The following is a 26,348-nucleotide window of genomic DNA, read 5'->3' on the forward strand; positions in this document are numbered from 1 at the left end:
TCTCCAATATTTCGACAAAAAGAACACCAAGCAATAAGTCGGTTGTTCTGTCCGGGCAGCCTAACCTCTGGACCGCCTCACGGATCTCCCCAGATAGGTTGGAGAGATGGGCCGAAAGTCCACCCCGCCAACACCCCTGAACACCGCAACCTCGGCTCGCCTGAGTCGGCAGGCCCGCGCCTCGACCAAACCGGAGTTGGCGTTGCGCCGCGAGTTGCATCGGCGCGGGGTACGGTATCGGATCAACCATCCAGGGCTACCCGGACGTCCGGACATCGCGCTGACCAGGGCGAAAGTGGCGGTGTTCGTGGATGGCTGTTTCTGGCACCGCTGTCCTGAGCACGGCACGACGCCCCGCAACAACCGCGACTGGTGGGACGCCAAGCTCGATCGCAACGTCGTCCGGGACCGGGCCAAGGACGCCGCGCTGGCCGAACTGGGGTGGATCGCCGTCCATGTGTGGGAACACGAGACGGTGACCGACGCTGCGGAACGCGTGGAGTCGATTTGGCGACAGCGGATCATGTCGAGATCCGGAGGTAGCCGTTTCGCCCGAACAACACGCCACGGTCCAGGAACCGATTGAAGAATCGACACGACGGCTCACCCAGGTGCACGCAGGCCGCACAAGCCCCACTTCCGATCCCGCAACCCGGATCCAAGGGACAACGGTGCTCCGCGTCGACGAACGCGGTCAACAGGTCGTCGAGGTTCGACTCGAACACCGCCTGCATGCCACCGAGCACGAAGTCACCGCGGGCGGCGGCGTACAGGAAAAAACCGAGATGATGAGGCACGAGATACTCGCTGAGCGCGTCGCGTTCGATGCCGGAGAAGACGGCGGACTGCCGGATGAGCCGGTGGGCGTAGGTGTGAATCAGCTTGAGCACGTCGGCGCCGACCGACTCCACCTGTGGGTCGTCGCGTTTGCCGGGAACCGGGGCCGACTCCAGGATGGCGACTCGCGCTACGACCGGGTCGGTGCACTCCGGCGTCCATCCCGGCAGCCGGTGACCGCGACCGGCCAGCCACGTCGCGACGCGGATCGGGTCGAGCCGGATCAGGAACGCTTCGGTCTCGGCGAGGTTGCCGTAGAGCCGGTAGCCGCCCCGCTTGCGCCGGAACGGCACCAGCCGGCACTTCGACGGATCGTCCTCGCCCCGCGTGTAGCCGTACATGGCGTTGAGGATCGGGAACCTGTCGACCAAGTCGAGCCCGTCGATGCCGGCCCGCCGCAGGGCCGGCGGGTACTTCTCCCGGTAGCGTTTCTCGAGCGGGTCGTCGGGATCCGGCAGGCGCAACGCCGTCGTCGGTGTCCGACTCTCCGCCAACGCCATCGCGATGTCGACGGCCTCCCGTTCGGCCACCTCCCGTCGAGCCGCAGGGAGCCGGTCGGCCGGATGATCGCCGGCCTTGGCCAATTGGCCGGCCTGTTCGGCGACCGTCGCCATCTGCTCCGCGATCTCCACCGGCATCTTGCTGGCGACCAGTTGGGCGACCAGTTCCTCGCGGGTCTGCTTCGCCGTCACGTCGGCGGGCTTGGCCGCTGCCAACCCCTCGACCACCCAGATCAGCGCCTTACGCGGGCCCCCAGCGAGTTTCAGGTTCTCCCGGTGCTCGGGCCGCGGTGGGTTGATCAGCACCATGCCGCGCGGCACGTAGACCATGCGGGCCTTGTGCACGTTCCACCGCACGGCACCGTCACCGCACACGCACTTCTTGTTGAAACCCAGCCCCTGCATGGTCGGCGTGTCACAGATCGGGCAAATGAAGCTGATATCCGCGGCCTTGGCGCTCTTCGGCACGACCACCCGCACGTCGTCGTGCTGCGGGCAGCGCCGAATCCACGGCTCGGTGATCGCACCGCACTCGTGCACGCCGACGAAATGGAGCTGACCCCAGGCCCGCTTGCCACACTTGCAGCGGGCATCCTCGGACTTGCCGATACGCTTGCAGACCCGGCACAGCCAGACTCGGGGGTATCGCTCCACCGTCACGCCACGGCGGTCGTCGAGCTCGACGACCTCCACCGGCACCTTGCGCAGCAGATCGCCGGCCATCCCGCCATCCTTGTCGTTGGCGGTCCACGCACCGATCTCGGTCAACAGACTCCACCGCACCACGTCGGAGTCGATCTCGATCGGGCTCGGGGCCGACCACTCGTCGACCCGGTAGATGTCACCACGCAGGTCGACCGTCTGCTCCGGCAGGAAGGTACGCAGGATCTGGCTGCCGCTGCGAGAACCCAGCTTCGTCATCTCGTCCGCCTTCAGTCATGAATGGGAGCTTGGGCCTCGACGTCGCGGAGGCTTCTCATGGGGGAGGGGTGGCCGATCTGACTGATGAACTGGGCCTTGGTGGCCGGGTCCTCAAGGTCGGCGAACCAGTCACGGACCCACTCGACGATCTGCTGCCGGTGCAGGGTGTCCTCCGGCCCGACGAGGCCGAGAATCTCAGCCACGGCCGACGCCTCGTCATCGGGCGTCAGTTTCGCGTCGCGGACATACTGGCGCAGCTTCGCCGGTGTGCTCAATCGCTGCTTGCTGGCCGGTTCGTGCACCATCAGAGTGCGGGCCGCGACCATCCCGGGCAGCGTGAGGGCCAGCACCCGCCGGCTGCGGCGCGTGATCGGGATGGCGTCGACGAACCGGTCGCCCTGGCTCACGTATTTGTCGAAGTGCCGGAAAGTCTGGGCGTCGCGTTCCCGGCCGATCTTGTGTAGTACGTACACCAGTCCCGGGTGCCGGCGGCCGACGCGGGCGGTGGTCTGGATGAACTCGGCCGTGGTCAACGGCAGACCCAGCATGACCATCGTGTTGAGCCGGTCGATGTCCACCCCGTGCGACAACATCGAGCTGGCCGCGATCACGTGGATGCGATCCTCGAACTTCGCCTCGGGCTTCTCCAGCCGTTCCAGGATGTCGCGAACCTCGTCGAAGTCGGTCTGCCCGGTGAGCTGCTCGACGTTGATGCCGTCGACGGTGTTGTTGCTGCCGAGGCTTCGACCGGCGGCCTCGACGTCGTACAGGGTGGAGCCGTACACCACGTTCGTGCCGTAGAGGCTGAGCAGCTCGTCGACATGTTTCGGATCGATGCCGGCTTCCGTGCAGACGGCCGACGGCTCGTCGATCAGCCTGCGGACGCAGCGCTGCAAGGCATCCAGGGTCCGGTCGCTGACGTGCTCCAGCGTCACCCCGCGCGGCGCGACCGCGACAAAGCGCCGCAGCTTCTCTGCCTTCCGCACCGTCCAGAAGGACTCGCCGGAGCGGGGGCCTTGCTGTGGGAAGACCCGGCCTTCGCGCTGGTAGAGGACCTTGACCTGGTGGGAGTAGCCGGTGAGGGTCGCGCTGCTGGCGACGATCTTGGCGTGGCTACCGGTCAGCTCGTTCTGCAGGTAGTCGAGCAGGCTTTCGTAGTGCGAGTCGACGGCACCCAGACTGTCGCGGAGCAGATGCAACTCGTCCTGCAACCGCAGCGACGGCGCGAACCGCTCCGCCGGCATCGGCAGAGGGTTGAGGGTGCCCTGGCAGTCGGGCACCAGGCAGCCGTTGGGCGTCTTCGACCTGGTCGCGTAGGTGAAACCGTGCCACTCGACCGAGCACAGCTTCTGCGGCGGCCCGACGAGACCGCGCATCGCTTGCTGCAGGCCGATCGACGCGGCCTTGTCCAGCGTCCCCACTACGACGGTCGGGAGGAAGCGGAAGATCTCCTGGTCGACGATGTACACCGGCAACGCACCCCGCTTCCAGGGGCATTGCTTGTTGGCGCAGTGATGCTCCAGCTTCCACCGCTGCCGGTCGAACTTCATCCGCAGGTTCTCGTCGCGGCAGAACGGGCAATGCAGCAGCACCCGGTACTTGTCAGGCATGCCCGGGCTGTCCGGGTCGATCTCGTTCTCTTCCGGCTTGGGCACGATCTTGTTGGGCGTACCAGCCTTGCCGACCAGGAAACCGAGGCTGAACGGAGCACCCTTGACGTTCGCCTCCTGACGGACCAGCTCAGCGCCGGCGAGCGCATCGGCGAAACGCTGCGTCTGCTGCAAGCTCAGCAGCCGGAGGGGAAACCGGGACCAGGCCGTCACGCCGGTACGCTTGCCTGTCAGCCGATCGAAGAAGGCCGTCGTCAACAACAGCCCCAGGTAGGTTTCCGTCTTGCCGCCACCGGTGGCGAACCAGACGGTGTCGACGATCTTCGCATCATCGGCGGGGTCGGCGAGGAAGCGGATGGCGGACAGCAAGAAGCCAACCTGGAACGGTCGCCAGGCGTCATAGCCGCGTCCCTTCGCGCTCAGCCCGATCGCCCGGTTCATCAGCTGGAACGACAGGCGGATCTCCCCATTGGTCTGCAGAAGCTCCAGCCCGGTCCGCAGCCGGCCGAGTTCGGCGAACACCTCGGCTGCCGCCTTGTCCGCCTCGGCACGCATCCCCGATGTCCAGCCCTCGGCCACCTCCCTGGCCGCCAACGCCGGCTCCGACCAGTGGGTGTGGTCGTACTCTTCGAGCGCCTTGACCAGCGCGGCGAGTTCCGGCATCGGGTCGGCGGCGAGCCGCTCGAACGACAGCGTCGGCTCCGGCCGGCTGCTGTTCCAATATCCGGGGCGGACGGTCTGCACCGTGATGGTGTCGGAGCTGCGGAACACCCCGGGTGCTGGCACCTCGACACCGACGTTGATGCCATACGCCGGAACGTCGCGGTCGTAGCGGAAGCTGTCCGGCAGGGCCTCCAACTGAAACGGGGTGGTGGCGAGCCCCGAGACCTCCAGCTGCGTTTCGTAGAGGTGCGAGTCGGTCACACCGCCGCGCGACTTCTCCGGGCTGGTGTTTACCAGCTGTACGACAAGCTCGGTGTCCCGGTGCCAATCCTCCACGTCGACCCGAACCTCAGCGGTCAGGCCCGGCGCACCGACCGCGGCGAGGGCATCTCGTAGCTGCTTCGCGCCGAAGATTCCACCATCGGCGCCGACCACGACGGAGATCTTTTCCTCGACGAGACCGGTACGCCACCAGCGCCGGTCCGGGTCCGGACCATCCTTGGGGTCCTTGACCCAGGCGCGGGCCCGCACCGTCACCGTCATCGACCACGGCGGGGCCTGGGCCGGACGGAACCGGATGCCGATTGCGCACGGGTCGAGCCGCTCCGCGCGGTCGTCGCTGGTGCCCTTCCGCACCTCGTCCTCGCAGGCGAGCCGCCCCAGCCAAAAGGTCCCCGAGGGATCCACTTCCAGTCGATCCAGGCCGTCGCCTCGACCTGCTGCGACCACCCGCCCATCGAGCCAGGTGACGAAGGCCTCGCACGCCTCCTCCAGCGACTGGACCGCTTTGCCGCTCATCGAGTCTTCCCTTCCGCTGTACCGCCGCTCCCCGGCTCGTTGATCAAGTACACGCGCAGCGCCAACGTCTCGGGTGACAATTGAAGCTTGCTCATGGCTTTCCCCTGGATCTGGCGGATCCGTTCGCGGGTGATGCCGTAGTCCGCACCGATGTCGTCCAGAGTCTCCTGCTCACCGGTACCGAGACCGAATCTGCGTCGGATCACGTCGGCAGCTCGGTCCGGGAGCACCTCGCGAAGAACGTGATCGATGTCGTCGTGCAGCATCGCGTGTTCGACGATCGACGCCGGGTCGGTACGCCCATCGCGCTCCTCGTCATGGACCAGAACGTCCGAGAGGCGAAGGTCACCCTCCTCACCGAGAAGGATGTCGATGCTGCGCACCGGTTGGCCGAGTTCCAGCATCGCCTGTACCTTGCCGGCTTCCATGCTGGTGGCGTCGGCCAGTTCCTCGAGCGTCGGTTCTCGGTCGAAACGGTCGGTGAGTTTCCGGGCCGTTTTCCGAATCTTCTGAACCTGCTCGTGCACATGGACCGGTATGCGGATCGTCCGGCCGCGATCGGCGATGCCCCGTTCGATGTGCTGCCTGATCCACCAGGTTGCGTAGGTGGAGAACTTGTAGCCCTTGGACCCGTCGAAGAGATGGGCAGCGTGCATTAGGCCCATGTTGCCGTCCTGGATGCGGTCGGCGAACTCGACGCCGGTCTGGTTGTAACGCCCGGCTTTGGCGATCGACACGACGAGCCGTAGATTCGCACAGACCAACGCGGCGTGCGCCTTGCGACCCTCCTCGACGCGGTCACGCAACGACCGTCGGTCCTTGCGTGAGAGTTCGCCCCACCCAGCGTCGAGAGCGCGCCTTGCCGCATCGCCCTCCCTCATCAGCGACCAGAGTTCCACCTCACGACCGGCGCTGATCAGCGGGTATCGGCTGATCTCCCGCAAGTACTGGCGGACCGTGTCCCCGTGCAGCTCATAGCCCTTGACGGCAGACCGCGACGGACGCGTGTCAACGGATGGGGGCAGGTCTACGCCAGCTTCCTCCAGCAGGCTCAGCAGCTCACCATGCTGCATGGCGGAAAGGCCCCGCCGCGTGACGAGAAGGGCGACCTCGGCGCGCGTCAGCCTCCCGCCCGTACGGGTCCAGTCACCGAGCAGATCCTCGAACGACTTCTCCACAGCTTCGTCTGACGCCAATGAGACGGGCTGCTCGGGGGCCTCGCCGAACATCCAGTCGAGGCCGTCGTCCGTGGTCTCCTCGTCCCGAGTTCCACCGGTGTCCATCCCGCCAGCGGTCGAGGCTTCGAGTGGATTGCTCTCCGCTACGCGACCTTCGGCTACCGATGAACTGGCTGAATTGTCCGTCTCGAGCAGGGCATGTGTCTGACTTGCGGAACGTTTGGGCGGAACCACCGGGCGGTTCGGGGCTCGCTGGCGAGTCAGCATCACCAGCAGGGCGTCAACGTCGTTGTGGGTAAGCTGGTGACGGAGAACGAAGTCTGCCACCAAGGACTGTGCCCGGCCCTGCTCGTGGCGATCGAGAATCGTCCGCAATTCGTTGACCAGAGCTGCAGAAACGCTTGCGGCTGGTAGTACCGAAGACCTTGTGGCTGCGGTCATTGGTCCCTCCCCCTCCATGGCGATCCGAGCGTAGAGCTGGGGTACGACAAGAAGGGACATTTAGAACAAATGTTCTGGCCGTGGTGGTGGTGGTGGTGCGCCAACCTCGCCCGAGGTGGCACGCAACGCTCGAGCGCCAGGCCGAGAGTCACTGTGGGCACGCTAGCCTTCCTGTCGGCCATTGATCGAGCCGAGGCTGCGTCGCATAGCAGTCAAAGATTCCGACCGTACGTCGCTGGCGCGGGGGCCGAAGGTGCAAGCGTCGACGCCGGTCGGCGTCGACGCCCGTCGACCAACTACAGTCCCAGCATGGCCCCGCGAACCATCAAGATCTCGGCAGTCGACCTCTTCTGCGGGGTTGGGGGTCTCTCATACGGTCTGCAAGCGGCGGGTGTCAAGGTCGCCGCAGGTGTCGACATCGATCCGGCGTGCGCGTACCCCTACCAGGCCAATGTCCACGCCCCCTTCCACAAGAAGGACGTGTGCGAGCTGGACGCTGAGGAACTTGCCGCCATGTGGCCGAGGGGGTCGGTTCGCGTGCTGGCAGGCTGTGCCCCGTGTCAGCCATTCTCCTCGTACCGCCGTGGCGCCGACACCTCCCAGGAAGCCCAGTGGCCACTGCTCGACGAGGTCAGCCGTCTGATTGAGGGCACCATGCCCGAGATCGTCACCATGGAGAACGTTCCTCGCATCGGAAGCACTCCGATCTTCAAGGCATTCGTCGCCAAGCTCAAAGAACTCGGCTACTCAGTGCAGTACGAATCCTGTCACTGCCCGGCTTACGGGGTCCCCCAACGTCGGCGGCGCTTGGTCCTCGTCGCCTCACTCCTCGGCGAGATCCGCGTCCCCAGAGGCACGGTTGCACCGACCGACTACGTCACCGTCGAGCAGGCCATTCGCGGGCTACCCGCACTCGGCCACGGGGAAGTCGACTCTGCCGATCGCCTCCATAAGAGCCGCACACTGACGCCAGTCAACCTGGCGAGGATCAGAAGCTCGAAACCGGGCGGCACCTGGGAGGACTGGCGTGAAGAGCTTCGCGCTCCGTGCCACCGCAAGTCGTCCGGCTCCACCTTTCGCAACGTCTACGCCCGCATGGTCTGGGACGAACCATCACCCACCATCACGACGTTGTCCTACAACTACGGTGCCGGCCGTTTCGGCCATCCGGAACAGGACCGGGCAATCTCTTTGCGCGAAGCTGCGGTCCTTCAAAGCTTCCCGCGGAACTACGAGTTCGTCGCGCCCAAGGAACCGGTGCAGTTCGCGCCTCTCGGGCGGCTCATCGGCAACGCCGTGCCGCCGAAGCTCGCTCAAGCGGTGGGCGAAGCGATCGTGGAGCATGTAGCGACCGTCAGAGTACCAGTCAGTCGAGTCCGTCGGCGTGTGACGATTCCACCTTCATCTGCGAAGACGCCATGCCCAGTTCCGTCGCCCACAGCGGTCGCATGAATTGGTGCCGGCCGGGCCACGCAAGGCACCTTCAGATCGTCAGTCCAGGTGGAAACCGGGACGGCGATCCCCCTGGACCGAGCGCCACACCTCGTCCCCGTTAGCTGGTCCACGGCGCACCAATATGGCGTCCGTCGGGAATCCGTCCGCTGTCACAGCCTTCGGTCTAGCTGCAGTCGGCGTGCTGCTGACGCGGTTGCAACGCCTACTCCGTCGTGGGCGTTGATGCGAGGCTGCCGGATCCGTCGGCGGGGAGGCGCCGGACATGACGTTGTGACACGCCAGCGGCAGGACGCGCGTAAAAGCGCCGCTGAGCGCATCCGGATCGCCCGGGAGGCCCCGGCCCAGGCGCAGACGAGGTTGCCGATCAACAGGTCGACCACACGTTCCAGTGCGACGACAATGTGGACAGCGGCTCCGCGATGAGGCGGGCGGTCTGGCCCAGGGTGCTCAGCTGCCGGACTCGGCTCCGCTCGTGATAAGGACGGGGTAGCGTTTCCCATGCGGTAACCACCGTGTTCACCGCGATCCTCGATGACTGGGCAGCGTAGCAGGGGTACGCGGAGACCAGCGTCCGAACAGTCACACCTCCGTGCCTCAGGAGTGATGCTTTCGCCAAGGTCGTCGGTGCTGCTGACCGCTGTCCGCACCGGGCCTGCGTTGTTTCCGCCGATCGCGACTGAACCTGGTCCGGCGGCGTGGACAGCTGACATTCCGTCCGTGGCCGAAGTCTGCTCATATCGACGGCGGCGTTATCACCCAAGGCCGGTACGAGCTGTGGCTGCCGCCGAATCTACCCGCCTCGAGCCGTCTCCGACGCCAATCATCATGTCGGCTCAACCGACCCAACCGATGCTCGGATACAGCGGGCCGACCAGCCGCCTGGTCCGATCGCCGGCCCGGACGACGTGCGGCCGGCCGCCTTGCCCTCAACGGCCTGAAGATGCCCGACCTCTTCTGCTTCTCGATAAATGGAGGGCGGAGTAACAGCCAGCGCATTTCTCAGCCCCGCTGATTCAGGGAGCACGCAACGAGCGGCGTAGCACAAAAATACAGAACGCTAGTAACGGAAGTTGCAGGTTGTCGACCTGCGCCAATGTGTACGACCACGATTAGGAAACCGTTGCTCTATCCCCTGAGCTACGAGGGCGCGGTGATCCACGCTACCTGGCGGCGGGTGTCAGCGTACCGCAGGGACCTCAGGACCTATCGGCGCTGGCAGCCCACGGACCAACGTGCCGATCGCACATGATCGACGTGAAACCGGTCCGTCGCCTTCCTCGCGTCTGGCGGCTCGGGGGCACTCACCCGGCCCGCAGCGACACCAAACGCGCCTCGGCCGCCCCACCCGCCGATCCAGTGGGACCTGACGGGTGGGACGCGACGAGGCACCTGGCAGCCGGTCTGGGGCGGCCGGGTTCGGGGATTCGGGACGCCGCCGTCTCACCCGAAGGGCTTACAGAAGCCGGAAACAGCGCCGACGCCGGCGATCGGCGGCGGTCAGCGTACGGTGAGGAGGTCCTCGAAGATCTTCACCAGTTCGGGCCGGTCGAACGGACCGACGTGCGGCGCCGCGACTGTCCGTACGTCTGTCGGGTTGCCGGGCGTCAGCCGGTCGGCCTCGGCGATGAACCGGTCCTGTAGCGCCAACGGAATCAACCGGTCCCGGCTGAACCGCACATAGGTACGGGGAATCGATCCCCAACTGTGCGCCTTCCCCCGTCCGTCCGCCATCGGGATGCTGGCGGTCTCGTCCGGCTGGAACATGTTCAACAGCCGGCTCACGGCAGCGTCGGAGAAGCCGCCGGCCAGGCACTCCCGGACACCGTCGAATACCGACGGGTCGGCCGAGCGCCAGTTGATCCGGGTCACGCCGAGCACCGCAGGATCACCGACCGTCATCGCCGGCATCAGGTGTACCAGGCTTTCGCTGTTCTCCGGCGTCTCGAGGTAGGCGACCATGTTCGGCAGGTCCACGCAGCAGTACGCCGAGACGTAGACGACCCGGTCGAGTAGCTCGGGGATGGCGTTACCGACTCTGCTCACGGTGACACCGCCCTGGCTGGCGCCGGCCAGGATCACCGGACCACGACGGCGGGCCCGGCGTACCACGTCCACCACTCGTTCGACGTAGTCGTCGATGGTGAATCCGGCGAGCGGGGAGGGTTCGACCGCGAGTGTGGCAAGGTCCTGCGGTGCCTGGTAGGAGCGGGGAAAGAATGCTTCGTCGCCGTGCCCCGGCAGGTCGACACCGATCGCGCGGTGCCCGCGCAACGTCAGTTCGGTGAACAGTCCGGTGGCGAAGGACATCGAGGAGTGGGTGCCGTGTACGAACACCAGGGTCGGCGCTCGTCGATCCCTCCGGTCGTCGACACCAGCCATCGCGGCGCTCTGGCCCGCCCACGCACCGGCCAGCCCTCCGCTGACCGCAGCGGCGCCACGGAGGACATCTCGTCGGCTCTTCTGAATCATGATGCCACGCTATCGGCGCAGCTCAGGACCCAGATAGCCAGCAAACTCCCCAAAGGTCGGTAGACCTAACACCACTCCTTCGAGTCCAAACAGGACGCCGTCGACGCACTCTCCCCGCCGGTCCAGGGCCCGCCACGGGTACGCCGGGCGACGACACCGGCCACCCGGGTCGACCGGCGTTGTCGCCCCGTTCCTTTAGCATCGCCCGGTGCCGCACGAGGACGTCACCCTGACCGATCCCGGCTCGCCGAAGCCGAGACACTGCCGGCTCCAGCTCGCCGGCAGCCGATTGACCCGGACGAGCTGGACGGGCGGGAGCAAGCCGCGCGAGACGGTACTCGACTTCGACGACGACCACGCGGCGGAACGGGCCTTCGGCCAGGAGAAGGACAAGCGGCTGCGCGGCGGTTTCGTCCTGCTCCGCGTACCGGCCACCGCCGTCCCCGGCGACGTCGTCCTGGAGACCATCGCGCCGAACCGCTCCACGTCCACCGCCTTCGACCTGCACCCGGACGGCGGCACCCTCGCCGTCGGCACGATGCTGAAGGAGGGGTACGGAGCCGAGATCCATCTGGTCGACGTCGGGACGGGCCAGCGGCGGCTGGTACAGAGCGAGCCGGCCGGTGACCGCCAGACGTTCCTGCACGCCGTACTCTTCGACGCCGACGGCACCAGCCTGGTATTCGCGCTGAACGAGCAGACCTGGCGGCTGGACCTGCGTACCGGCGAGAAGCGGCTGCTCGCGGACTACACCCGGCAGAGCTGGTCGGATCGGACACTCAACCCGTTCTGCGTCCGGCCGGCCTGGGACGCGGCCCGTCGCCGCCTACTCCTCTTCGACTCGGCGGACCGGGCGCGGGTGCTCGACGCGGACGGCGCTGAACTGTTCGAGTTGTCGACCACGGCACGGAGTACGGAGTGCCGGGCCGGCGCCCTCTCGCCATCCGGGCGGCTGCTGGCGCTGTACCGGCCGAGTCGGGGGATCGTCTACGGCCATGCCGACGCGGCACACGACCAGACCAACGAGATCGAGGTCTGGGACGTCGACGAGCAACGGCTGCGTACCCGGATCCCGGTCCCGCCGTCGCTCCAGTTCACCGTCGTGGGCTTCGACCCGACCGAGACGCTGCTGGTCGGAAACGTCAACCACGCGGAGGGGCCGTGCGGCGTCTCCATCGAGACCGGCCGCCTGTGCTGGGCGTTTCCGGACCCCACCGGCCGGACGGACCGCTGGCAGACCTGCTTCGGCTGGAGCTACTCGCCGGATGGCCAACTCCTGGCTGTCGGCGACCGGGGGCACGGCGCCCTGCGCCTGTACCGGGCCGACACGCGGGACCCGGCCGAGGTCGTACCGCAGGGCCAGGACTGGCAGCGGGTCTACCGGATCGTCTTCTCCCGCGACGGCGGGCTGATGGCGACGGGCGGGGACACCGGCCGACTCGTCGTCCGCAGGCTCTGAACAGTCGCCGACCCGACAGGTCGGTGACGACCCCATCACCCAGACGGCTGATTGTCATTGCTTGATTGGCCAAGCGTCAAACCACACCCTGGCCTATTCAGGGGCTAAAGGGATCCGATGACTGGCTTACATTTGCCGGCAGCCCCCATCATGGAGCCACCAAGAGGGGAGCTCCGATGCGAACAGGGCCGCGATTCCTCCTTACCCTGGCCGGAATTCTGATCTTAGCGATATTGCCCACCCTGCTCGGCTCCTGGCCGGCAGTGGTCAAGATTGTCGCGGCGGCCGGCGTCGGGGCATTCCTGATGTTCCTGGTCCTCGCGCTCAGCCGGCGCCAGCGTGCCGCCACCCCACCGGTCGCGGTCGTGCCGGGTGGCCTCGAACGCATCGCCGACCGGGACCGGCAGCACCCGGTCGTCCCGGCCGAGCTTCCACCTCCTGGCCTGCTGATCGGGCGGGACGAAGCACTGGACCGGATGCGCGACCACCTGGCCAGGCCGACCGACGACACACCCGGCCCGCAGTTGATCGTGCTGCACGGCAAGCCGGGGGTCGGCAAGACCGCTCTTGCCGTACACCTGGCTCATCGGGTTGCGGCGGAATATCCGGACGGTCAACTGCTGTTCCGATTCGATCCCTCGGACGGCAGAACGGTGGAGGAACAGCTCGACGGATTCGTCTGGGCGTTACTGAATGGTCCGAAGGACGTCAAACCGGAACCGGCGGACTACCAGCGCTGGTACCACGAACGGACCCTCCGTCGACAGGTCCTGGTGATCCTCGACGATGTCGAAAACGCCGACCAGATTCTCCCGCTCCTGCCGGCCGGGCGTCAGTGCCTGACCATCGTCACGGCCGAACACGACCTTCCCGAGCTGCGCGATCGCTTTCCACACCTGCTCAGCCTGCCGGTGGCCCCGCTGGACACCGAGGCCGCCACCCAACTGCTGCACCAACTGGTCGGCGGCGACCGGGTGTCGCACGATTCCGAACCGGCCCGGCTGATCGTGGCCGCGTCCGGCGGCTACCCGGTCGCACTCTCCATCGCCGGCGCCGTCCTCGCCGGCCGTCGCAACTGGACGCTGGACATCGCCGTACGCCGGATGCGCGAGTCCGCCCCGGACCGGGTGGCAAAGTCCGACCTCCCGTTCCGGGGCATCCTCGACCTGGCGTACGCGCTGCTCACCCGCGCCGAGCAGAACGCCCTCCTGCTGCTCGGGCTGGCCGGGCGGCGTCAGGTCCAGCCGTGGCTGCTCGCCGCCATGCTGCGTGGGCAGCAGTCAGCCGGACAGCAGCCAGTCGGGCAGCAGGCGGCCGGACAGCAGCTAGCCGGACAGCAGGCGGCCGGGCAGGCTGACCGGCCGAGCGAGCCCGGGACCGAGCAGCAGCAGCCGGGTCTGGCCGCGCGACTGCTCGACCGGCTGGCCCTGGCCCGCTTCGCCGACCGGCAGGTGGACGACGAGTCGGGGGTCTCGACGTACACGCTGCCGCACTACACCCGGGTGTACGCGGCCGAGCGGATGCGTACGGCGCTGCCGGCGACGACCCGGGCGAGCGTGCTGCGTGCGCTACAGGCCGAGCGGGTCGGGCGGCACGCCCGGGACGTGCAGAGACTGCTCGGCCAGACCGTCTACCAGCAGTTCGACGAGGGGCGGCTCAACGAGGCCCTGGAGAGCGCCCGGGAACTGCTGGCGTGGTGCCGGGAGGACACCACCGGCACGGTCTCGGCGGCCGACGAGAACGCGGCCCGGGTCCGGGAGGGACTGGTGCACGTCGCCCTCGGCGAGGTGGTGGCCGAGTTCGGCTGGATCGACGCCGCCGCGGCGTACGCCGCGAACGCCAGCGAGCTGAGCAGCTATCCCCTGGTCCGGGCGCGTGCGCTCCGGCTCTCCGGGCATCTGCGCCTGACCCAGCGGCAGTTCGCCGAGGCCGGCGCGGACCTCGACGGCGCCCTCGCGGCGGTCCGGCAGACCGACGACGACGGGGAACGACTCCGGGTACTGCGCGAGCAGATCATGTCGCAGGCGTTGCAGGGCAACTGCGCCCAGGGCCGGGCGTACGCGAAACAGGCGGGCGAGCTCTGCGACCGACGCGGCGGCGCCGCGCTGCGTGAGCGGCCGGGCATCCTGCTCGCCGAGGCGATGGTGGAGCAGCTGTGCGGTGACCCGGAGAAGGCTCGGAGCCTGCTCACCGAGGCGGAGCAACTGACCGCCGATCCCGAGGCGCACCAGCAACTCCGCTGCTGCTGGATCCGCCTGCAACACGCCATGCTCCTGCTCCAGATCGAGAAGTTCGACCAGAGCCGGGAGTTCAGCCTGACCGCGTTGGCCGGGTTCACGAGCCTGCGGCACCGGTACGGCGCCGGGCACGCCCGGCTGGCGCTCGGTCGGGCGTACCTGGCCGAGCAGAACCTGCTGCGGGCGATTCCGCTGCTGGAGGAGTCCCACGGCACGTTACGGCGCTGTGGTGACCGGTGGATCATGACCGAGTCCGCGACGACGCTGGCCGAGGCGTACCACCTGGACGGGCGGGTGCAGGAGGCGAGTTCGCTGCTCAGGGCGGCCCGGCAGGCGTACACGAAGGTCGGGGACACCTACGGTCAGTGGCTGACCGCACGGCTGCTCTGGGAGGTGGAGTCCAAGGAGCGGACGGGCGGCGAGGGCCAGGGCAGCCGGGTGGGTGCCGTCATACGCCGCCGACCGGCGCGTACCGTCCGCCCCGCCGTGCTGACCGTCGGCACAAGATGATCATCGGTGACGGCGCCCGGTCGACCGGGCGGGCGCCGCTGCGCCTGCGGCTCCAGCGGTTTCGTCGCCGAGCGGCCCGGTTCCGCCTCTGGGCCGGTGCCTCCTTCACGGGCCTGTCGGTCATCCTGAGCACGGTCTACGAGAACATCCCGATCCGGCTCCAGTATGTCGCCCTGGGCCTGCTCAGCGCCTCCGGAGCCGTCGCCGTCCTGCTACTGGAGCCGCCGGAGGCGCGCGAGTCCAGCAAGCCGGGCACGCCCCGGGCCGGCGCCGGCCCGACCCGCGGCGCCGGCCGGATCCCGCTGCCGACCCGCCCGGCGCGGCCCGGCGGGCCGTCCGGGCCGGGTGCCCCGGAGCGGACCCTCGAACCGGTACGCCGGCGGCTGCGCTGGCGGGTCGGACGGCGTCGGGTCGAGGCGGTACCCACGTTGCCGCCCCGGGACGTGCTGTTCCGGGGACGCGGCCGGGAGCTTGCCGAACTGCGTGAACAGCACGACCGGCAGCGCGCCGCACGGCCGTGGTCGACCCGGCGGCCCAGGTTCTGGCGGAACGGCTCGGCCGACCGGCAGGCCGACACCGGCCCGGTCGTACTGCGGGTGCACGGCATGCCCGGCGTCGGCAAGAGCGCGCTCGTCGACGAGCTGGCCCGGGACCTGGCCGCCCAGTATCCGCACGGCCAGGTGTACGTGAGCATGGGCACCGGCTCCGCCGCCCGTCCCCCGCACGAGATCCTCCAGGAGCTGCTGCTCGCGCTCGGCTGGCGCAACCGCGAGATCCCCCCGACCACCACCGCGCGGGCCACCGTCCTCCGCTCGCTGACGGTACGGAAGCGGATCCTGTTCATCTTCGACGCGGCCCGCAACGCCGAGCAGGTCCGGCTGATCATGCCGAACGACCCGGCCACCGCCGTACTGATCACCAGCCGGCGGGACCTGCTCTGGCCGGACCACCTGCCGACCCCGTCGTACCATCTCCAGTTGCCCAGTGAGGACGACGCGCTCGACATGTTCGGCGCGGTGTCGAACCTGCCGGACGGCATCCGCCCCGAATGCGTCGCCGAGATCGTCAGCTACTGCGACCGGCTGCCGCTCGCCATCCGCGCCGCCGCCGAACGGGTGGCCGACGACCACGCCGACGCCTGCCAGATCGCCGGGCTGCTCCGGGGCGAGCGGTCCCGGCTCGGCTGGCTGGTCCGGCCGGGGCGGGCGCTGCACGGGCACCTGCTGACGGAATACGGCCGGCTGCTCCCGCCGGAGCAGGAGGCGCTGGCGATGCTCGCGCTGATCCCGTCGGCGACCTTCGTACCCTGGGTGCTGGCGCCGATGATGGAGTTGCCGGTGGACGAGGCGGAGGCGCTGGTCGACCGGCTCGCCGCGGCCCAACTGCTGCACGACCACGGCATGGACGACGTCGAGCGGGTGGCCCGGTACGGCTTCCACCCGCTGGTCCGGCTCTTCGCGCTGGAGCAGGCGGCACGGATCGACCAGAAGACGGTCGACGCCGCGTTCGCCCGACTGGACGAGGCGTACCTGGACGCGGTGGCCGCCGCGCTGACCGTGCTGAATCCGGAGTTCACCGTCGAGGTGCCGTCGCACTGGCTGGGCCGCAACTCGACGCTGCCCAAACGGATCGCCGACAACCCGCAGCGCTGGGTGCGCTCGGAATATCCCAACCTGCTCCGGCTGATCAACTCCGCCCGTACCCCGGACAGCGTCCGGTGGCGGATCGGCGCCTGGCTGGACGGCTGCGTACCGGCCGAGCTGACCGCCCGGGAGACCCTGAACGGCTACGACAGCGCGGTCCTGGCCGCCGAGAACGAGCGGGAGTCGCTCGGTCTGGTCGACGTACTGCTCGGCAAGGGCACCTTCCTGGTGGCGATCGAGCGGTACGCGGACGCGGAACGGACCTTCGACCGGGCGCTGGCGCACTGCGAGCAACTGCGCCGCCGCGCGGAGGAGCAGGACGACGAGGCCGCCCTGCTCGAAGTGATGCGCCGGTTCGTCAGCATCCGGCGCAAGACCGGCGAGGCGTACCTCCAGGCCGCCCACTACCGGCAGGCGATCGAGGCGCTGGAGGACGCGTACCGGCACGCCGAGCGGAGCGACGACCTCTCCGAGCAGCGGCTGATCGCCGAGCGGCGGCTGATCCAGGTGCTGCTCGGCGAGGTGCACCACGTGGACACGCCGGAGGCGGCAAAGGACGAACTGCACGACCCCCGGGTACCGGACGCGACCCGCTACCGGATCCTGCTCTCCCTCGCCGAGGGTGCCCGGCGACGCGGCGACTGGAACACCGCCGACGAGTACTTCGCCGAGACCCTGGAACTCGTGGAGAGCGACCAGCGCCGCCGGGCCACCGTGCAGTACCGGATGGCCCGGGCCCTGCTCGGCCGGGCGCTGGCGGCCGACGGGCACCCGGACGGGGCCGGCCCGCTGTCGGCTCGCCCCGGGCTGGCGGTACGCGCGGCCCGCCGGGCCGCCTCGGCGGCGGTCATCTTCCAGCAGATGGGCAACCCCGTCGGCGAGGTACGCGCGTACTGCATGCTGGCTCGGGCCGTCCTCGCGCTGCACCGCTGGGTGGAGGCGGAACGGCTGGCGCACGTCGCCGCCAGCAAACTCGACCGGCTGCACTCCGCCGGTGAGTCACCGGAGATGCTCGCGCCGCTGGCCGCCCGGCTGGACCGGCTCCGTGGCGAACTGCGGCTGCGGGCCGGCGACCAGGAGAGCGCCCGGCACCTGCTGATGACCTCCGCCGCGACGTTCGCCGGCGAGGAGGACTGGGCGGCGCTGCGCGACGTGCTCCGCTCGCTGGAGCACGGTCGGCCGCCGGGGTACTACCGGCCGGCCGAGCCCGCCCAGGATGCCGACGACCCGCTGACCGTCCGGAACGGATATCCGGCGCTGCCGGCCGGTCCGGTCAGCCTGTCGCCGGCCGCGACCGAGCAGTTGGCGGCCCGGGTCACCAGCTCGGTCAGCGGGCGGCTCCAGGCGGAGATCCGGCAGGCCCTGGTCCCGGCTCCGGTGGCCGCCTTCCGAGGTGCGGTCGGGGTGCACCTGGACGGGGCCGAGGAGGCGCCGGCCGGCGAGGGCGAACCGCCGCTCTGGCGGGTACCGGTCGGGCGGCGCTGCGAACTCACCGTGCTGGTGGTGACCGGGCACCGGCCGTACGCGGACGACGCCCAGCGGCCGACGATGGCCGCGCCCCGGCTCTGGCTGCCGGCCGAGACGACGGGTACGGCGGCCGAGGAGGTCGAGCTGACAGTGCTGGTCGACGCCCCGTTCGTCGAGGTGGCCGCACCGGAACTGACCGTCAACTGCCCGACCGAGAACGCCCGGGTACAGCACCGCAGCGGTCTGCTCTTCGACGAGCCGGGGACGCACCACGTGCGGGTGACCCTGCTCTCCTCGGCCCGGCTGGTGCAGTCGCTACCACTGCGGATCGAGGCGGTCGGGGATGCCTGACGGCGCCGCCGCCCAGCCGTCGGTCCGGGTACACACCCGGAACGCGCACGGGGTCCTCCGGCTCGACCTGACGGCACCGGCCACCGGCGCCCGGCTGGCGGTCCGGCTGGTACCGGCCGACCAGTTGCGCCGGCACTGCGCCGAGCTGGGCAACGGGCTGGCGAGGATCGTCGAGCGGCAGCGCCGGGCCGCCCCGCCATCGGTGCGTACCGCCGGGGAGGCGCTGGCCGGGCTGGCCGCGCTGGGCCGGACCTTCCTCTTCGACGTACTCGCCGACGCCGCCGAGGACTCCGGTCGGCTGGTCGGGTTCCTCCGGGCCGCCTGCCCCGGTTGGCGTACCCGGCCGGTGCCGGCACCCCTGCTGTACGTCGTCGCCGAGCCCGGACACTTCTTCCCCTGGGAACTGCTGCCGCTCTTCGACCCGGCTCCCCCGTCCCTGGTGCGGGACCAGTCGGAACTGGAGCGGGTCGCCCTGGCGTTCACCGGGTTCGCCGCCACGGTGGAACGGCAGGATCCGGACCGGACACCGCCGCACCCGGACCTCTCCGGCTGGCCGGGCCGGCTGGCGGTCCGGTTGGTCTACCACGGCGGGCTGCCCGGAGCCCGGCAGGAGCTGGGCTTCTTCCGAGGCCGGGGCCGGCACATCCGGCTGGAGGGGCCGTACCCGGCCGACCTCGACGACTGGGCGGCACCGACCCTGGCCGCGCAGCTCTGCGACCCGCGACTCGGTGTCGACGGCAAGCGGGGCGTACCGGCCGACCAGGTGCTGCACTTCGCCTGCGACTGCGCCGCCCGGGACGAGGACCCGGAGGCGCACGGCTACCTGCTCGCCGACGATCGGGAACGGGAACTGCTCGTCCGGCTGGCCGAGTTGAAGAGTGAACTGGTGCTGCACTGGACGAACGGCACCTCCGGGGGTACGCCGGAGAAGCCCCTGGTCTTCCTGAACGCCTGCGGAACGGCGGTGATGGACCCGGCCAGCGCGGTGTCGCTGCTCCAGCCGTTCCAGCACAACCGGAACCGGGGCGTCATCGCGACGGCGGCGAACGTCCCGGACCGGGTGGCCGCCGAGGTGAGCAGGTGGTTCTACACGGGTCTGCTCACCGGTACGACGGTCGGGCAGGCGCTGCACGAGGCGAAGTGGCGGCTGTTGGAGGACCGGGGCAGCCTGCTCGGCCTGCTGTATTCGTTGCACGGTCCGGCCGACATGCGGATCCGGCCGCTGCCCGCGCCGGTCCGGTCCCCGAGCGGAGGCGCAGGATGAGACGGCTGGTCGACAGCCTGTGGCACGAGACCCGGGGCGCCTTCGACCGGCTGCCGGTCTGGCTGCCCGGTACCCCGATGGAACTCGGCGACGTGGGCGTCTTCGGCGACGGCGGCTGGGTGAAGCAGACGACGTTGCGCGAGTTGGGCATCACGGTACGGGCCGAGGACGCCGGCACCCCGACCGACTACACGTACGCCTCCAGCGACGGTGCCGAGGTGACCGCCGGGGCGAACGCCTCGGTCGACCCGACCCAGAGCGGCATCCCGGTGGGCAACGCCGCGCTGCGGGTCCGGTTCTCCCGGGCCGGGGCGTTCGTGCTGCACGCCGACCAGGTGACGGTACGCCGGATCGGCAACCTGCGGCAGGTGGACCGGCGCATCCTCGCCGCGTACGGCAACGGCGGCTGGCAGCGCGAGTGGGTGTTGGTCAGCGAGGTGGCCCGGGCGAGCGCCGCCCTGGTGGTCGTCTCCGGGGACCGGCGGGGGGAGGCTTTCGTCGACCTCGGCGCCAACCTCGACGCCAGCCTCGACGGGCTCGGCCAGCCACTCGGCTCGGCCGGTACCGCGCTACGGGTCGCCGCCCGCAACGGTGTCGCGGCCTCCTTCGCCAGCGCGACGGGCGGTGCGGTGCTGTGGCAGGGCCGACGGGTACGGCATCGCTGGTGGTGGCTGTCGCCGCCACGGATCCGGGGCAGCGAGCCGGACCCCGGAACGCCCGACCCGGATGCCGGCATGCCCGACCCGGACGACGGCGGGTCCGAGCCGGAGGTCGTCGAGGTCGAGCACCCCGACGACCTCGACGCCCCCGAAGACCGTGCCGCCCCCGAAGACCGTGCCGACCTCGACGACCGTGCCGACGAGCGCCCGGAGGAGGACGAGCGGAGGATCCCGGCCTGACCTCCGGCCGCGTCCGGATCCGGACCGATCTGGACCCGGCTCCGGGTCGGGATCAGCCGGTCGCTCCCGGCAAGCCCGGTGCCGTGCCGGGGCTCAGCAGTCGGCTCCGCCGGGCGTGACCAATCCGGTCTCGTACGCCAGCATCACCAACTGGGCGCGGTCCCGGACACCGAGTTTGGTGATGATCCGGCTGACGTGCGTCTTCGCGGTCAGCGGGCTCATCCGCAGTGCCCGGCCGATCTCGGCGTTGCTCAGCCCGCCCGCCACCAGCGCCAGCACCTCGCGTTCCCGGGCGGTCAACCCGGCGAGCCGCTCCGCCGAGCCCTGCGCCGGCCCGGGTCGCCGGCCGAACTCCTCGATCACCCGTCGGGTCACGCTCGGGCTGAGCAACGCGTCGCCGGCCGCGACGACCCGGACCGCGTGACACAGTTCCTCCCGGCTGACGGTCTTGGCCAGGAAGCCGCTCGCCCCGGCCAGCAACGCCGAGAAGATGTACTCGTCGATCTCGTACGTGGTGAGCACGATGATCCGTACCCCGGCGGTGGCCGGATCCGTGGTGATCCGCTCGGTGGCCGTCAGGCCGTCCAGGCCCGGCATGCGGATGTCCAGCAGTGCCACGTCGGGTCGTACCCGCCGGACCAGGCGCAGCGCCTCCGCGCCGTCGGCCGCCTCCGCCACCACCTCGATGTCGCCGTCCAACCCGAGCAGGCCACGCAGCCCGGCCCGGACGAGCGGCTGGTCGTCGGCGAGCAGCACCCGGATGGTCATCAGCCTGCCCTGTCCGGCGCGGTGGTCGCCCCCGCGACCCGGCCGGCGTCGACCGCCCGCCCCCGATCGGCCACCTCGGCCGGCACGCTCCCGCCGGCGGCGGGGTCGTCTCGGCCACCTCGGCCGGGCACGGTCCCGTCGGCGACGGCGCTCGCCTCGGCCACCTCGGCCGGCCCGGACCCGCCGGCGGCGATGGCCGGCACGCTCCCGCCGGCGGGGTGGATCGTCCGGGGCAGCCAGGCGCTGACGGCGTAGCCGGCGTCGGGCAGCGGGCCGGCGTGCAGCGTGCCGCCCAGCCCGGTGGCCCGTTCCCGCATCCCGGTCAGGCCGTGTCCGGCGGATGCCGCCCCGGAATCGCCGCCCCTGCCGTCGTCGCGGACGTCGAGGCCGACGCCGTCCGGGGCGTACCGGAGGGTCAGGGTGACCGACCGGGCGTCCGCGTGCCGCAGCACGTTGGTGACGGACTCCTGGGCGATCCGGTAGAGGGTCAGGCCGACGGTCGGCGGCAGCGGCCAGGGCTCGCCCTCGCGGTCGAACGTCGTCGTCAGGCCGGCCTCGGCCGCCCGGTCGAGCAGCGTGCCAAGCTGCGTCTCGTCCGGCGGGGAGCGCAGCTCCGGCGCGGTCGCGGCACCGGGCTCGCGCAGCAGGCGTACCGCTCGGCGCAGTTCGTCGATCGCGTCCACGTTGACCTGTCGGGCGCCGTCCAGCAGCTCCCGGGCGGCCTCCGGGTCACGCCCGACGAGTTCCCGGGCCAGGTTGAGCTGGATCCCGACCACCGCGACGGTGTGTGCGGTGACGTCGTGCAGCTCGCGGGCGATCCGGATCCGCTCGGCGAGGACCAGCCGGGCGGACTCCCGGACCCGCTCCGCCTGCTCGGCGGCGAGCCGGGCCTCGGCCTCCCGGGCGTACAGCTCGGCGGTGCGGAAGGCGGTGCCGGCGACCAGGGCCAGGGCCAGCATCGCGGCCTCCCGGAGCGCCCCGTCGAGCAGCCGGAGCGGGTCGACTCCGGCGTTCAGCACCCAGCCGGTGGAGACCAGCAGGGTCGAGACACCGACCGCCACCCCGATCAGCGGCTGACCCGCCCGGGCGACCGTGTAGAGCGGGACCAGCAGCGGCCAGATCGGCGAGACGCTGGGAAAGTCGGTCAGGTTGTAGCCCATGATGGCGACCAGCGAAAGCACCAGCACCGGTACCGGATGCCGGCGCCGGAACAGCAGCAGGCCGCCGGTCACGACGCCCAGGGCGACCGCCGCCACCGTGGAGTCGCGGCTCGACGGCTCGACGGCCACCTCGGTCGCCACCGCGATGGCGACCGCGCTGGCCAGCGCGAGCGGCACGTCGAGCCGGCGCATCGGATCTCACCTCCCGTGCCCCGGATGCGGGCCGGCGAGGTCGGCCGGCACCTGGGGCTCGTCCCGAGCCGAGACGGTAATGAATTGTCCCATCATGCCGGCGTCCTCGTGGGCGAGCAGGTGGCAGTGGAACATGTACGGCCTCCGCACGTCCGAGTGCGCCAGGAACCGTACGGCGAGCCGGACCCGGCCGCCCGGCGGGACGTACACGGTGTCCTTCTCGCCGGTCAGGTGCGGCGCCGGCGGCCGGCCGGCTACGTCGAGCAGGTGGAACGCCGCCCCGTGCAGGTGGAAGTTGTGCGGGATCCCGCCGGTGTTGCCGATCTCCCAGATCTCCACCGAGCCGGCCCGGACCACCCGGTCGATCCTGGTCAGGTCCATCACCCGCTCGTCGAACCGGAAGTCCCCCATCGTCATCCGGTACGGCTCGGCCCGGGTCGGCGCGGGCACCGGTGGCGCGGCGGCCAGCCGGGAGGGCAGCGCGGGCGACGGCCGCAGCGTCGACGCCGCGACGATCTTCAGCAGGTCGAAGGTGTCGGCACCACCGGCCATCCGCCGGATCAGTACGTTGCCGCCCATCGGCGCCGGGAAGCCGCGCAGCAGCACCTCCTCGCCGGGCCGGAACCGGACGACGATCTCGGCGCGCTCGCCCGGCGAGAGCATCAGCCGGCGCAGCGGCAGCGGCGTGTCCCGGAGTCCCGCGTCGGTGGCCACCAGCGAGAATTCCCGGTCGTCGGCGAACCCGACCGAGAAGACCCGGGCGTTCGCGCCGTTGAGCAGCCGGAACCGGACCAGCTCGTCGCCGACCTCCAGGTACGGGTCGTAGCCGCCGTTGACCAGGATCCGGTCGCCGAGCAGGCCCGTGACGGAGAAGCCGCCGAACTGCATGCCGGACTCGTCGAGCGAGCCGTCGTCGTGCAGCTTCCGGTCCTGGAGGATCAGCGGGATGTCGTCTACCCCGTACCGGCGGGGCAGCGGCAGCGCGTCGGTCTCGTCGTCGTCGACCAGGAACAGGCCGGCAACCCCCCGATAGACGTGCGCCGCGGTGCGCTGGTGCAGGTGCGGGTGGTACCAGAGGGTCGCCGCCCGCTGCTCCACCGTCCAGTACGGCTGCCAGGTCCGGCCCGGCTCGATCGGCTGGTGTGGGCCGCCGTCCATCACCGCCGGCAGATGCATGCCGTGCCAGTGCACCGAGGTGCTCTCGGGCAGGTTGTTGGTCACGTCGACCGCCACCCGGTCACCGCGACGGGCCCGCAGCGTCGGCCCGAGGATCGGCCCGTTCGCACCCCAGGTGGTGGTGCCGGTGCCGGGCAGCAGTTCGGTGCGGCCCTCGGCGAGGGTGAGGCGGAACCGTTTGCGCCCGTCGGCGTCGACGACGGGCGGCAGCAGTGGCGGGATCGGCAGCCGGTTGCGGAACGACAGCGTGCCGACGTTGCTCCGCCCGGACTCCGCCCAGAGGTAGCCGGCGAATCCGGCGGCGGGGGCGACGAGCAGGCCGGTACCGGCACCGAGCCAGCCGAGCACCTTGCGCCGGGTGGTCACCGCCGGCTCCGGGGCCGCAGGCTCCAGAGCGCGAGTACCACCCCGATGGCGATCACCCACCAGCCGAGCAGCGCCTCGGGCATCGGTACCAGACCGGGGTCGTCGAACCAGACGTGCGGCGGGACGAAGAACCAGCCGAGATTGAAGGCGAGCCCGACCAGTGCCACGACCAGCCCGACCCAGAGCAGACGTCGTTCAGCCATGCCCCGACGCTAGGTAACCGGGCCGCCGGTGGACGTCTGCCGATCGGAGTCGAAATCCGTACTCCACCGGGAGTACGACCCCGACCCGGCGTCGGGGGCGAGGACGCCGGAAGGGACCCGGTGGTGGGGCCCCTTCCGGCGTGCTCACAGTCAGTCGAGGGGAAGCTGGGTGACCCAGTCCTGCCAGGCCCGCTCGGCCTGAGCCTGGTCCACGTCGGCGCCGAAGAGGTGGTGGCCGAGGACCAGCACGCTGCCCCGGTCGGTGCCGGAGTGCAGGAACCGGTAGAGCGCGTCGTCGGTGCGTACCCCGAAGTAGCTGGGCAGGCCGGTGAGGTCGACGACGCCCTCGATCGGCGGCAGGCCGGCGAGGGTGAGCCGAGCCGGTGCACCCTCGACGATCTGGCCGGAGATGCCGAACGCCCCCGCCACGGCCGCCCAGACCTGGTCCGGCTCGCCGGCACCGGGCCGGAACGCGGCGACCTGGGCACTGTGCCGCCCCGGGAAGTGCCGCACGTACGCGGCCAGGTTGCCCAGGTACATGCCCCAGCCGGCCCGCATCGCCTCGTACTCGCTCTCCCAGTTGTCGCCGAGCACGCCGCTCTGCACCAGGTGCAACACGGTGCTGCCCTGGTCACGCCCCTCGATCAGGTATTCGATCGCCATGAACGTGCCGTCCGGCCCGGGCTCGGTGCCGTACCCGAACCGCTTGCCGGGCTCCCAGGCGGTCACCGTCGACTCCTCGGTTTCACCGCCCATGGCGAACGTGTTCCGCCCGCCCTCGCGCGGGTCCACCTCCGTATGGCCCATGAACCAGGAGTCGATGCCGGGGCCGGTGGCGATCGCCGCCCAGACCTGCTCCGGCGTCGCCGCCAGCTCGATCTCCTTGCGCAGCTCGAATTCGTGTCCCACCGTAGAACTCTCCAATTCGCTGACGTGTGCGGAACAGGCCGGTCCGGCCGGCCTTTGCGGAATGTCGTGATGGCTTTGCGGGACGTCTGGGCGGTCTCGGTCCCGATGGGAATCAGCCGGCTCGGTCCCGCTGGGAATCAGCCGGCTCGTTTCCGGTGGGACTCAGCCGGCTCGGTCCCGCTGGGACTCAGCCGCTCGGGCCGCCGCGTTCGGCGGCCACCCTGCTAGCTGGTCGCTTCGGTGTTCTCCTGGTCCGCCGGGACGTGCGGGTGCAGCGCGATCACCACGCGGTGGTCACGGCCGCCGGGCGCGGACTCGTCGTGGTATCTGCCGACCAGCGCGGTGACCGCCCCCGCCAGTTCCTCGGCGAAGGCGGCCCGGTCGGCCGCCGAGGCGAACCGCACCTGGGCGTCGATCGCGAACGTCGCCACCCGCCGGTTGGCCCGGTCCGCGCCGGTGATCAGCGCGCCCACGTCCTGGACGAGCCGGGCCGCGACCGCCAGCAGCCACCGCGCCGACAGCCGGTCCGGAGACTGGCCCGGGTCGGGCCGCACGGCGGAGAGCGCCACCGGGGAGATCACGTAGGACGCTGCGGTGGCCCGCATCACCCGCTCGGTGACGTTGCCCTTGCGACGCTCCTCGACCAGCTCGATCAGCCCGTGCTGCTCAAGGGCCCGGAGGTGGTAGTTGACCTTCTGCCGGGCCAGGCCGACCCGGGCGGCGAGCATCGTGGCCGACGCCGGCTCGGCCAGCTCGGCCAGCAGCCGCGCCCGGATCGGGTCGAGCGAGGCCGCGGCCGCCGCCGGATCCTCGATCACTGCGATGTCGAACATGGGGCAAGCCTGCCACCGACAACTCTTCTTGTCAAGGAA

17 protein-coding genes are annotated in these 26,348 nt (G+C 70.2%); 7 read left to right on the plus strand and 10 right to left on the minus strand.

The genetic code is table 11. The annotated features are described in order from the left end of the window. Window positions 1-106: 106 nt before the first annotated feature. Window positions 107-586: a very short patch repair endonuclease gene (locus tag Pma05_RS33210; protein WP_203861465.1), complete on the plus strand. Its 480-nt coding sequence runs from the start codon at window positions 107-109 to the stop codon at window positions 584-586. Here Pma05_RS33210 and Pma05_RS33215 read toward each other — a convergent pair. Genes Pma05_RS33215 through Pma05_RS33225 form a run of 3 tightly spaced genes read right to left on the minus strand, consistent with a single transcriptional unit; the run spans window position 522 to window position 6,948 of the window. After that, window positions 522-2,258 (minus strand): DUF8724 domain-containing protein, encoded by a 1,737-nt coding sequence (locus tag Pma05_RS33215; protein WP_203861466.1) that lies wholly within the window; start codon window positions 2,256-2,258, stop codon window positions 522-524. The genes Pma05_RS33210 and Pma05_RS33215 overlap by 65 nt on opposite strands. 11 nt (window positions 2,259-2,269) lie before the next feature. Then, window positions 2,270-5,329 (minus strand): helicase-related protein, encoded by a 3,060-nt coding sequence (locus Pma05_RS33220; protein WP_203861467.1) that lies wholly within the window; start codon window positions 5,327-5,329, stop codon window positions 2,270-2,272. After that, window positions 5,326-6,948 (minus strand): sigma-70 family RNA polymerase sigma factor, encoded by a 1,623-nt coding sequence (locus Pma05_RS33225; protein WP_203861468.1) that lies wholly within the window; start codon window positions 6,946-6,948, stop codon window positions 5,326-5,328. Before Pma05_RS33225 ends, Pma05_RS33220 begins: the two co-directional genes overlap by 4 nt. Window positions 6,949-7,257: 309 nt before the next feature. Between Pma05_RS33225 and Pma05_RS33230 the strand changes: the two genes are divergently transcribed. Then, window positions 7,258-8,400, plus strand: a complete 1,143-nt coding sequence (locus Pma05_RS33230) for a DNA cytosine methyltransferase (protein WP_203861469.1) — start codon at window positions 7,258-7,260, stop codon at window positions 8,398-8,400. Between the two features lie 1,500 nt (window positions 8,401-9,900). Here Pma05_RS33230 and Pma05_RS33235 read toward each other — a convergent pair. After that, window positions 9,901-10,872: an alpha/beta fold hydrolase gene (locus Pma05_RS33235; RefSeq protein WP_203861470.1), complete on the minus strand. Its 972-nt coding sequence runs from the start codon at window positions 10,870-10,872 to the stop codon at window positions 9,901-9,903. Window positions 10,873-11,080: 208 nt separating this feature from the next. Between Pma05_RS33235 and Pma05_RS33240 the strand changes: the two genes are divergently transcribed. The 5 genes from Pma05_RS33240 (at window position 11,081) to Pma05_RS33260 (ending at window position 20,702) form a co-directional block, all read left to right on the plus strand. Further along, window positions 11,081-12,331 carry a WD40 repeat domain-containing protein gene (locus tag Pma05_RS33240; RefSeq protein ID WP_203861471.1) on the plus strand — a complete coding sequence of 417 codons (1,251 nt, stop codon included), beginning with the start codon at window positions 11,081-11,083 and terminating at the stop codon, window positions 12,329-12,331. Window positions 12,332-12,564: 233 nt separating this feature from the next. Beyond that, window positions 12,565-15,078 (plus strand): NACHT domain-containing protein, encoded by a 2,514-nt coding sequence (locus Pma05_RS33245; RefSeq protein ID WP_203861472.1) that lies wholly within the window; start codon window positions 12,565-12,567, stop codon window positions 15,076-15,078. Beyond that, window positions 15,075-18,539, plus strand: a complete 3,465-nt coding sequence (locus Pma05_RS33250; RefSeq protein ID WP_203861473.1) for a tetratricopeptide repeat protein — start codon at window positions 15,075-15,077, stop codon at window positions 18,537-18,539. Before Pma05_RS33245 ends, Pma05_RS33250 begins: the two co-directional genes overlap by 4 nt. Further along, window positions 18,532-19,803 (plus strand): CHAT domain-containing protein, encoded by a 1,272-nt coding sequence (locus tag Pma05_RS33255; protein ID WP_203861474.1) that lies wholly within the window; start codon window positions 18,532-18,534, stop codon window positions 19,801-19,803. Before Pma05_RS33250 ends, Pma05_RS33255 begins: the two co-directional genes overlap by 8 nt. Continuing rightward, complete coding sequence (locus tag Pma05_RS33260; RefSeq protein WP_203861475.1) at window positions 19,800-20,702, plus strand: hypothetical protein; 903 nt, start codon at window positions 19,800-19,802, stop codon at window positions 20,700-20,702. The genes Pma05_RS33255 and Pma05_RS33260 overlap by 4 nt, the downstream gene beginning before the upstream one ends. A 93-nt stretch (window positions 20,703-20,795) precedes the next feature. Here the strand turns inward: Pma05_RS33260 and Pma05_RS33265 are convergent, their stop codons facing one another. The 6 genes from Pma05_RS33265 to Pma05_RS33290 form a co-directional block, all read right to left on the minus strand. Next, a complete protein-coding gene (locus Pma05_RS33265; protein WP_203861476.1) occupies window positions 20,796-21,470 on the minus strand; it encodes a response regulator in 675 nt (224 codons plus the stop codon). Then, the gene (locus Pma05_RS33270; protein WP_203861477.1) at window positions 21,470-22,822 is read right to left on the minus strand and encodes a sensor histidine kinase; all 1,353 of its coding nucleotides are present in this window, start codon (window positions 22,820-22,822) and stop codon (window positions 21,470-21,472) included. The genes Pma05_RS33265 and Pma05_RS33270 overlap by 1 nt, the downstream gene beginning before the upstream one ends. 6 nt (window positions 22,823-22,828) lie before the next feature. Continuing rightward, the gene (locus Pma05_RS33275; protein WP_203861478.1) at window positions 22,829-24,364 is read right to left on the minus strand and encodes a multicopper oxidase family protein; all 1,536 of its coding nucleotides are present in this window, start codon (window positions 24,362-24,364) and stop codon (window positions 22,829-22,831) included. Beyond that, entirely contained in the window at window positions 24,361-24,567 is a 207-nt protein-coding gene (locus Pma05_RS33280; RefSeq protein WP_203861479.1) for a hypothetical protein, read from the minus strand. Before Pma05_RS33280 ends, Pma05_RS33275 begins: the two co-directional genes overlap by 4 nt. A 150-nt stretch (window positions 24,568-24,717) precedes the next feature. Next, window positions 24,718-25,476 carry an SRPBCC family protein gene (locus tag Pma05_RS33285; protein WP_203861480.1) on the minus strand — a complete coding sequence of 253 codons (759 nt, stop codon included), beginning with the start codon at window positions 25,474-25,476 and terminating at the stop codon, window positions 24,718-24,720. A 224-nt stretch (window positions 25,477-25,700) separates the two neighbouring features. After that, a complete protein-coding gene (locus Pma05_RS33290; protein ID WP_203861481.1) occupies window positions 25,701-26,309 on the minus strand; it encodes an ArsR/SmtB family transcription factor in 609 nt (202 codons plus the stop codon). Window positions 26,310-26,348 lie beyond the last annotated feature (39 nt).

The sequence above is a fragment of the Plantactinospora mayteni genome (assembly GCF_016862935.1).
Classification (GTDB): domain Bacteria; phylum Actinomycetota; class Actinomycetes; order Mycobacteriales; family Micromonosporaceae; genus Plantactinospora; species Plantactinospora mayteni.

Excerpts from the sequence above, each read along its gene's own strand:
- Pma05_RS33215 (WP_203861466.1), bottom strand. The coding sequence starts at position 2,258 with ATGACGAAGCTGGGTTCTCGCAGCGGCAGCCAGATCCTGCGTACCTTC.
- Pma05_RS33265 (WP_203861476.1), bottom strand. The coding sequence starts at position 21,470 with ATGACCATCCGGGTGCTGCTCGCCGACGACCAGCCGCTCGTCCGGGCC.
- Pma05_RS33230 (WP_203861469.1), top strand. The coding sequence starts at position 7,258 with ATGGCCCCGCGAACCATCAAGATCTCGGCAGTCGACCTCTTCTGCGGG.
- Pma05_RS33260 (WP_203861475.1), top strand. The coding sequence starts at position 19,800 with ATGAGACGGCTGGTCGACAGCCTGTGGCACGAGACCCGGGGCGCCTTC.
- Pma05_RS33220 (WP_203861467.1), bottom strand. The coding sequence starts at position 5,329 with ATGAGCGGCAAAGCGGTCCAGTCGCTGGAGGAGGCGTGCGAGGCCTTC.
- Pma05_RS33235 (WP_203861470.1), bottom strand. The coding sequence starts at position 10,872 with ATGATTCAGAAGAGCCGACGAGATGTCCTCCGTGGCGCCGCTGCGGTC.
- Pma05_RS33270 (WP_203861477.1), bottom strand. The coding sequence starts at position 22,822 with ATGCGCCGGCTCGACGTGCCGCTCGCGCTGGCCAGCGCGGTCGCCATC.
- Pma05_RS33250 (WP_203861473.1), top strand. The coding sequence starts at position 15,075 with ATGATCATCGGTGACGGCGCCCGGTCGACCGGGCGGGCGCCGCTGCGC.
- Pma05_RS33280 (WP_203861479.1), bottom strand. The coding sequence starts at position 24,567 with ATGGCTGAACGACGTCTGCTCTGGGTCGGGCTGGTCGTGGCACTGGTC.
- Pma05_RS33225 (WP_203861468.1), bottom strand. The coding sequence starts at position 6,948 with ATGACCGCAGCCACAAGGTCTTCGGTACTACCAGCCGCAAGCGTTTCT.
- Pma05_RS33290 (WP_203861481.1), bottom strand. The coding sequence starts at position 26,309 with ATGTTCGACATCGCAGTGATCGAGGATCCGGCGGCGGCCGCGGCCTCG.
- Pma05_RS33210 (WP_203861465.1), top strand. The coding sequence starts at position 107 with ATGGGCCGAAAGTCCACCCCGCCAACACCCCTGAACACCGCAACCTCG.
- Pma05_RS33255 (WP_203861474.1), top strand. The coding sequence starts at position 18,532 with ATGCCTGACGGCGCCGCCGCCCAGCCGTCGGTCCGGGTACACACCCGG.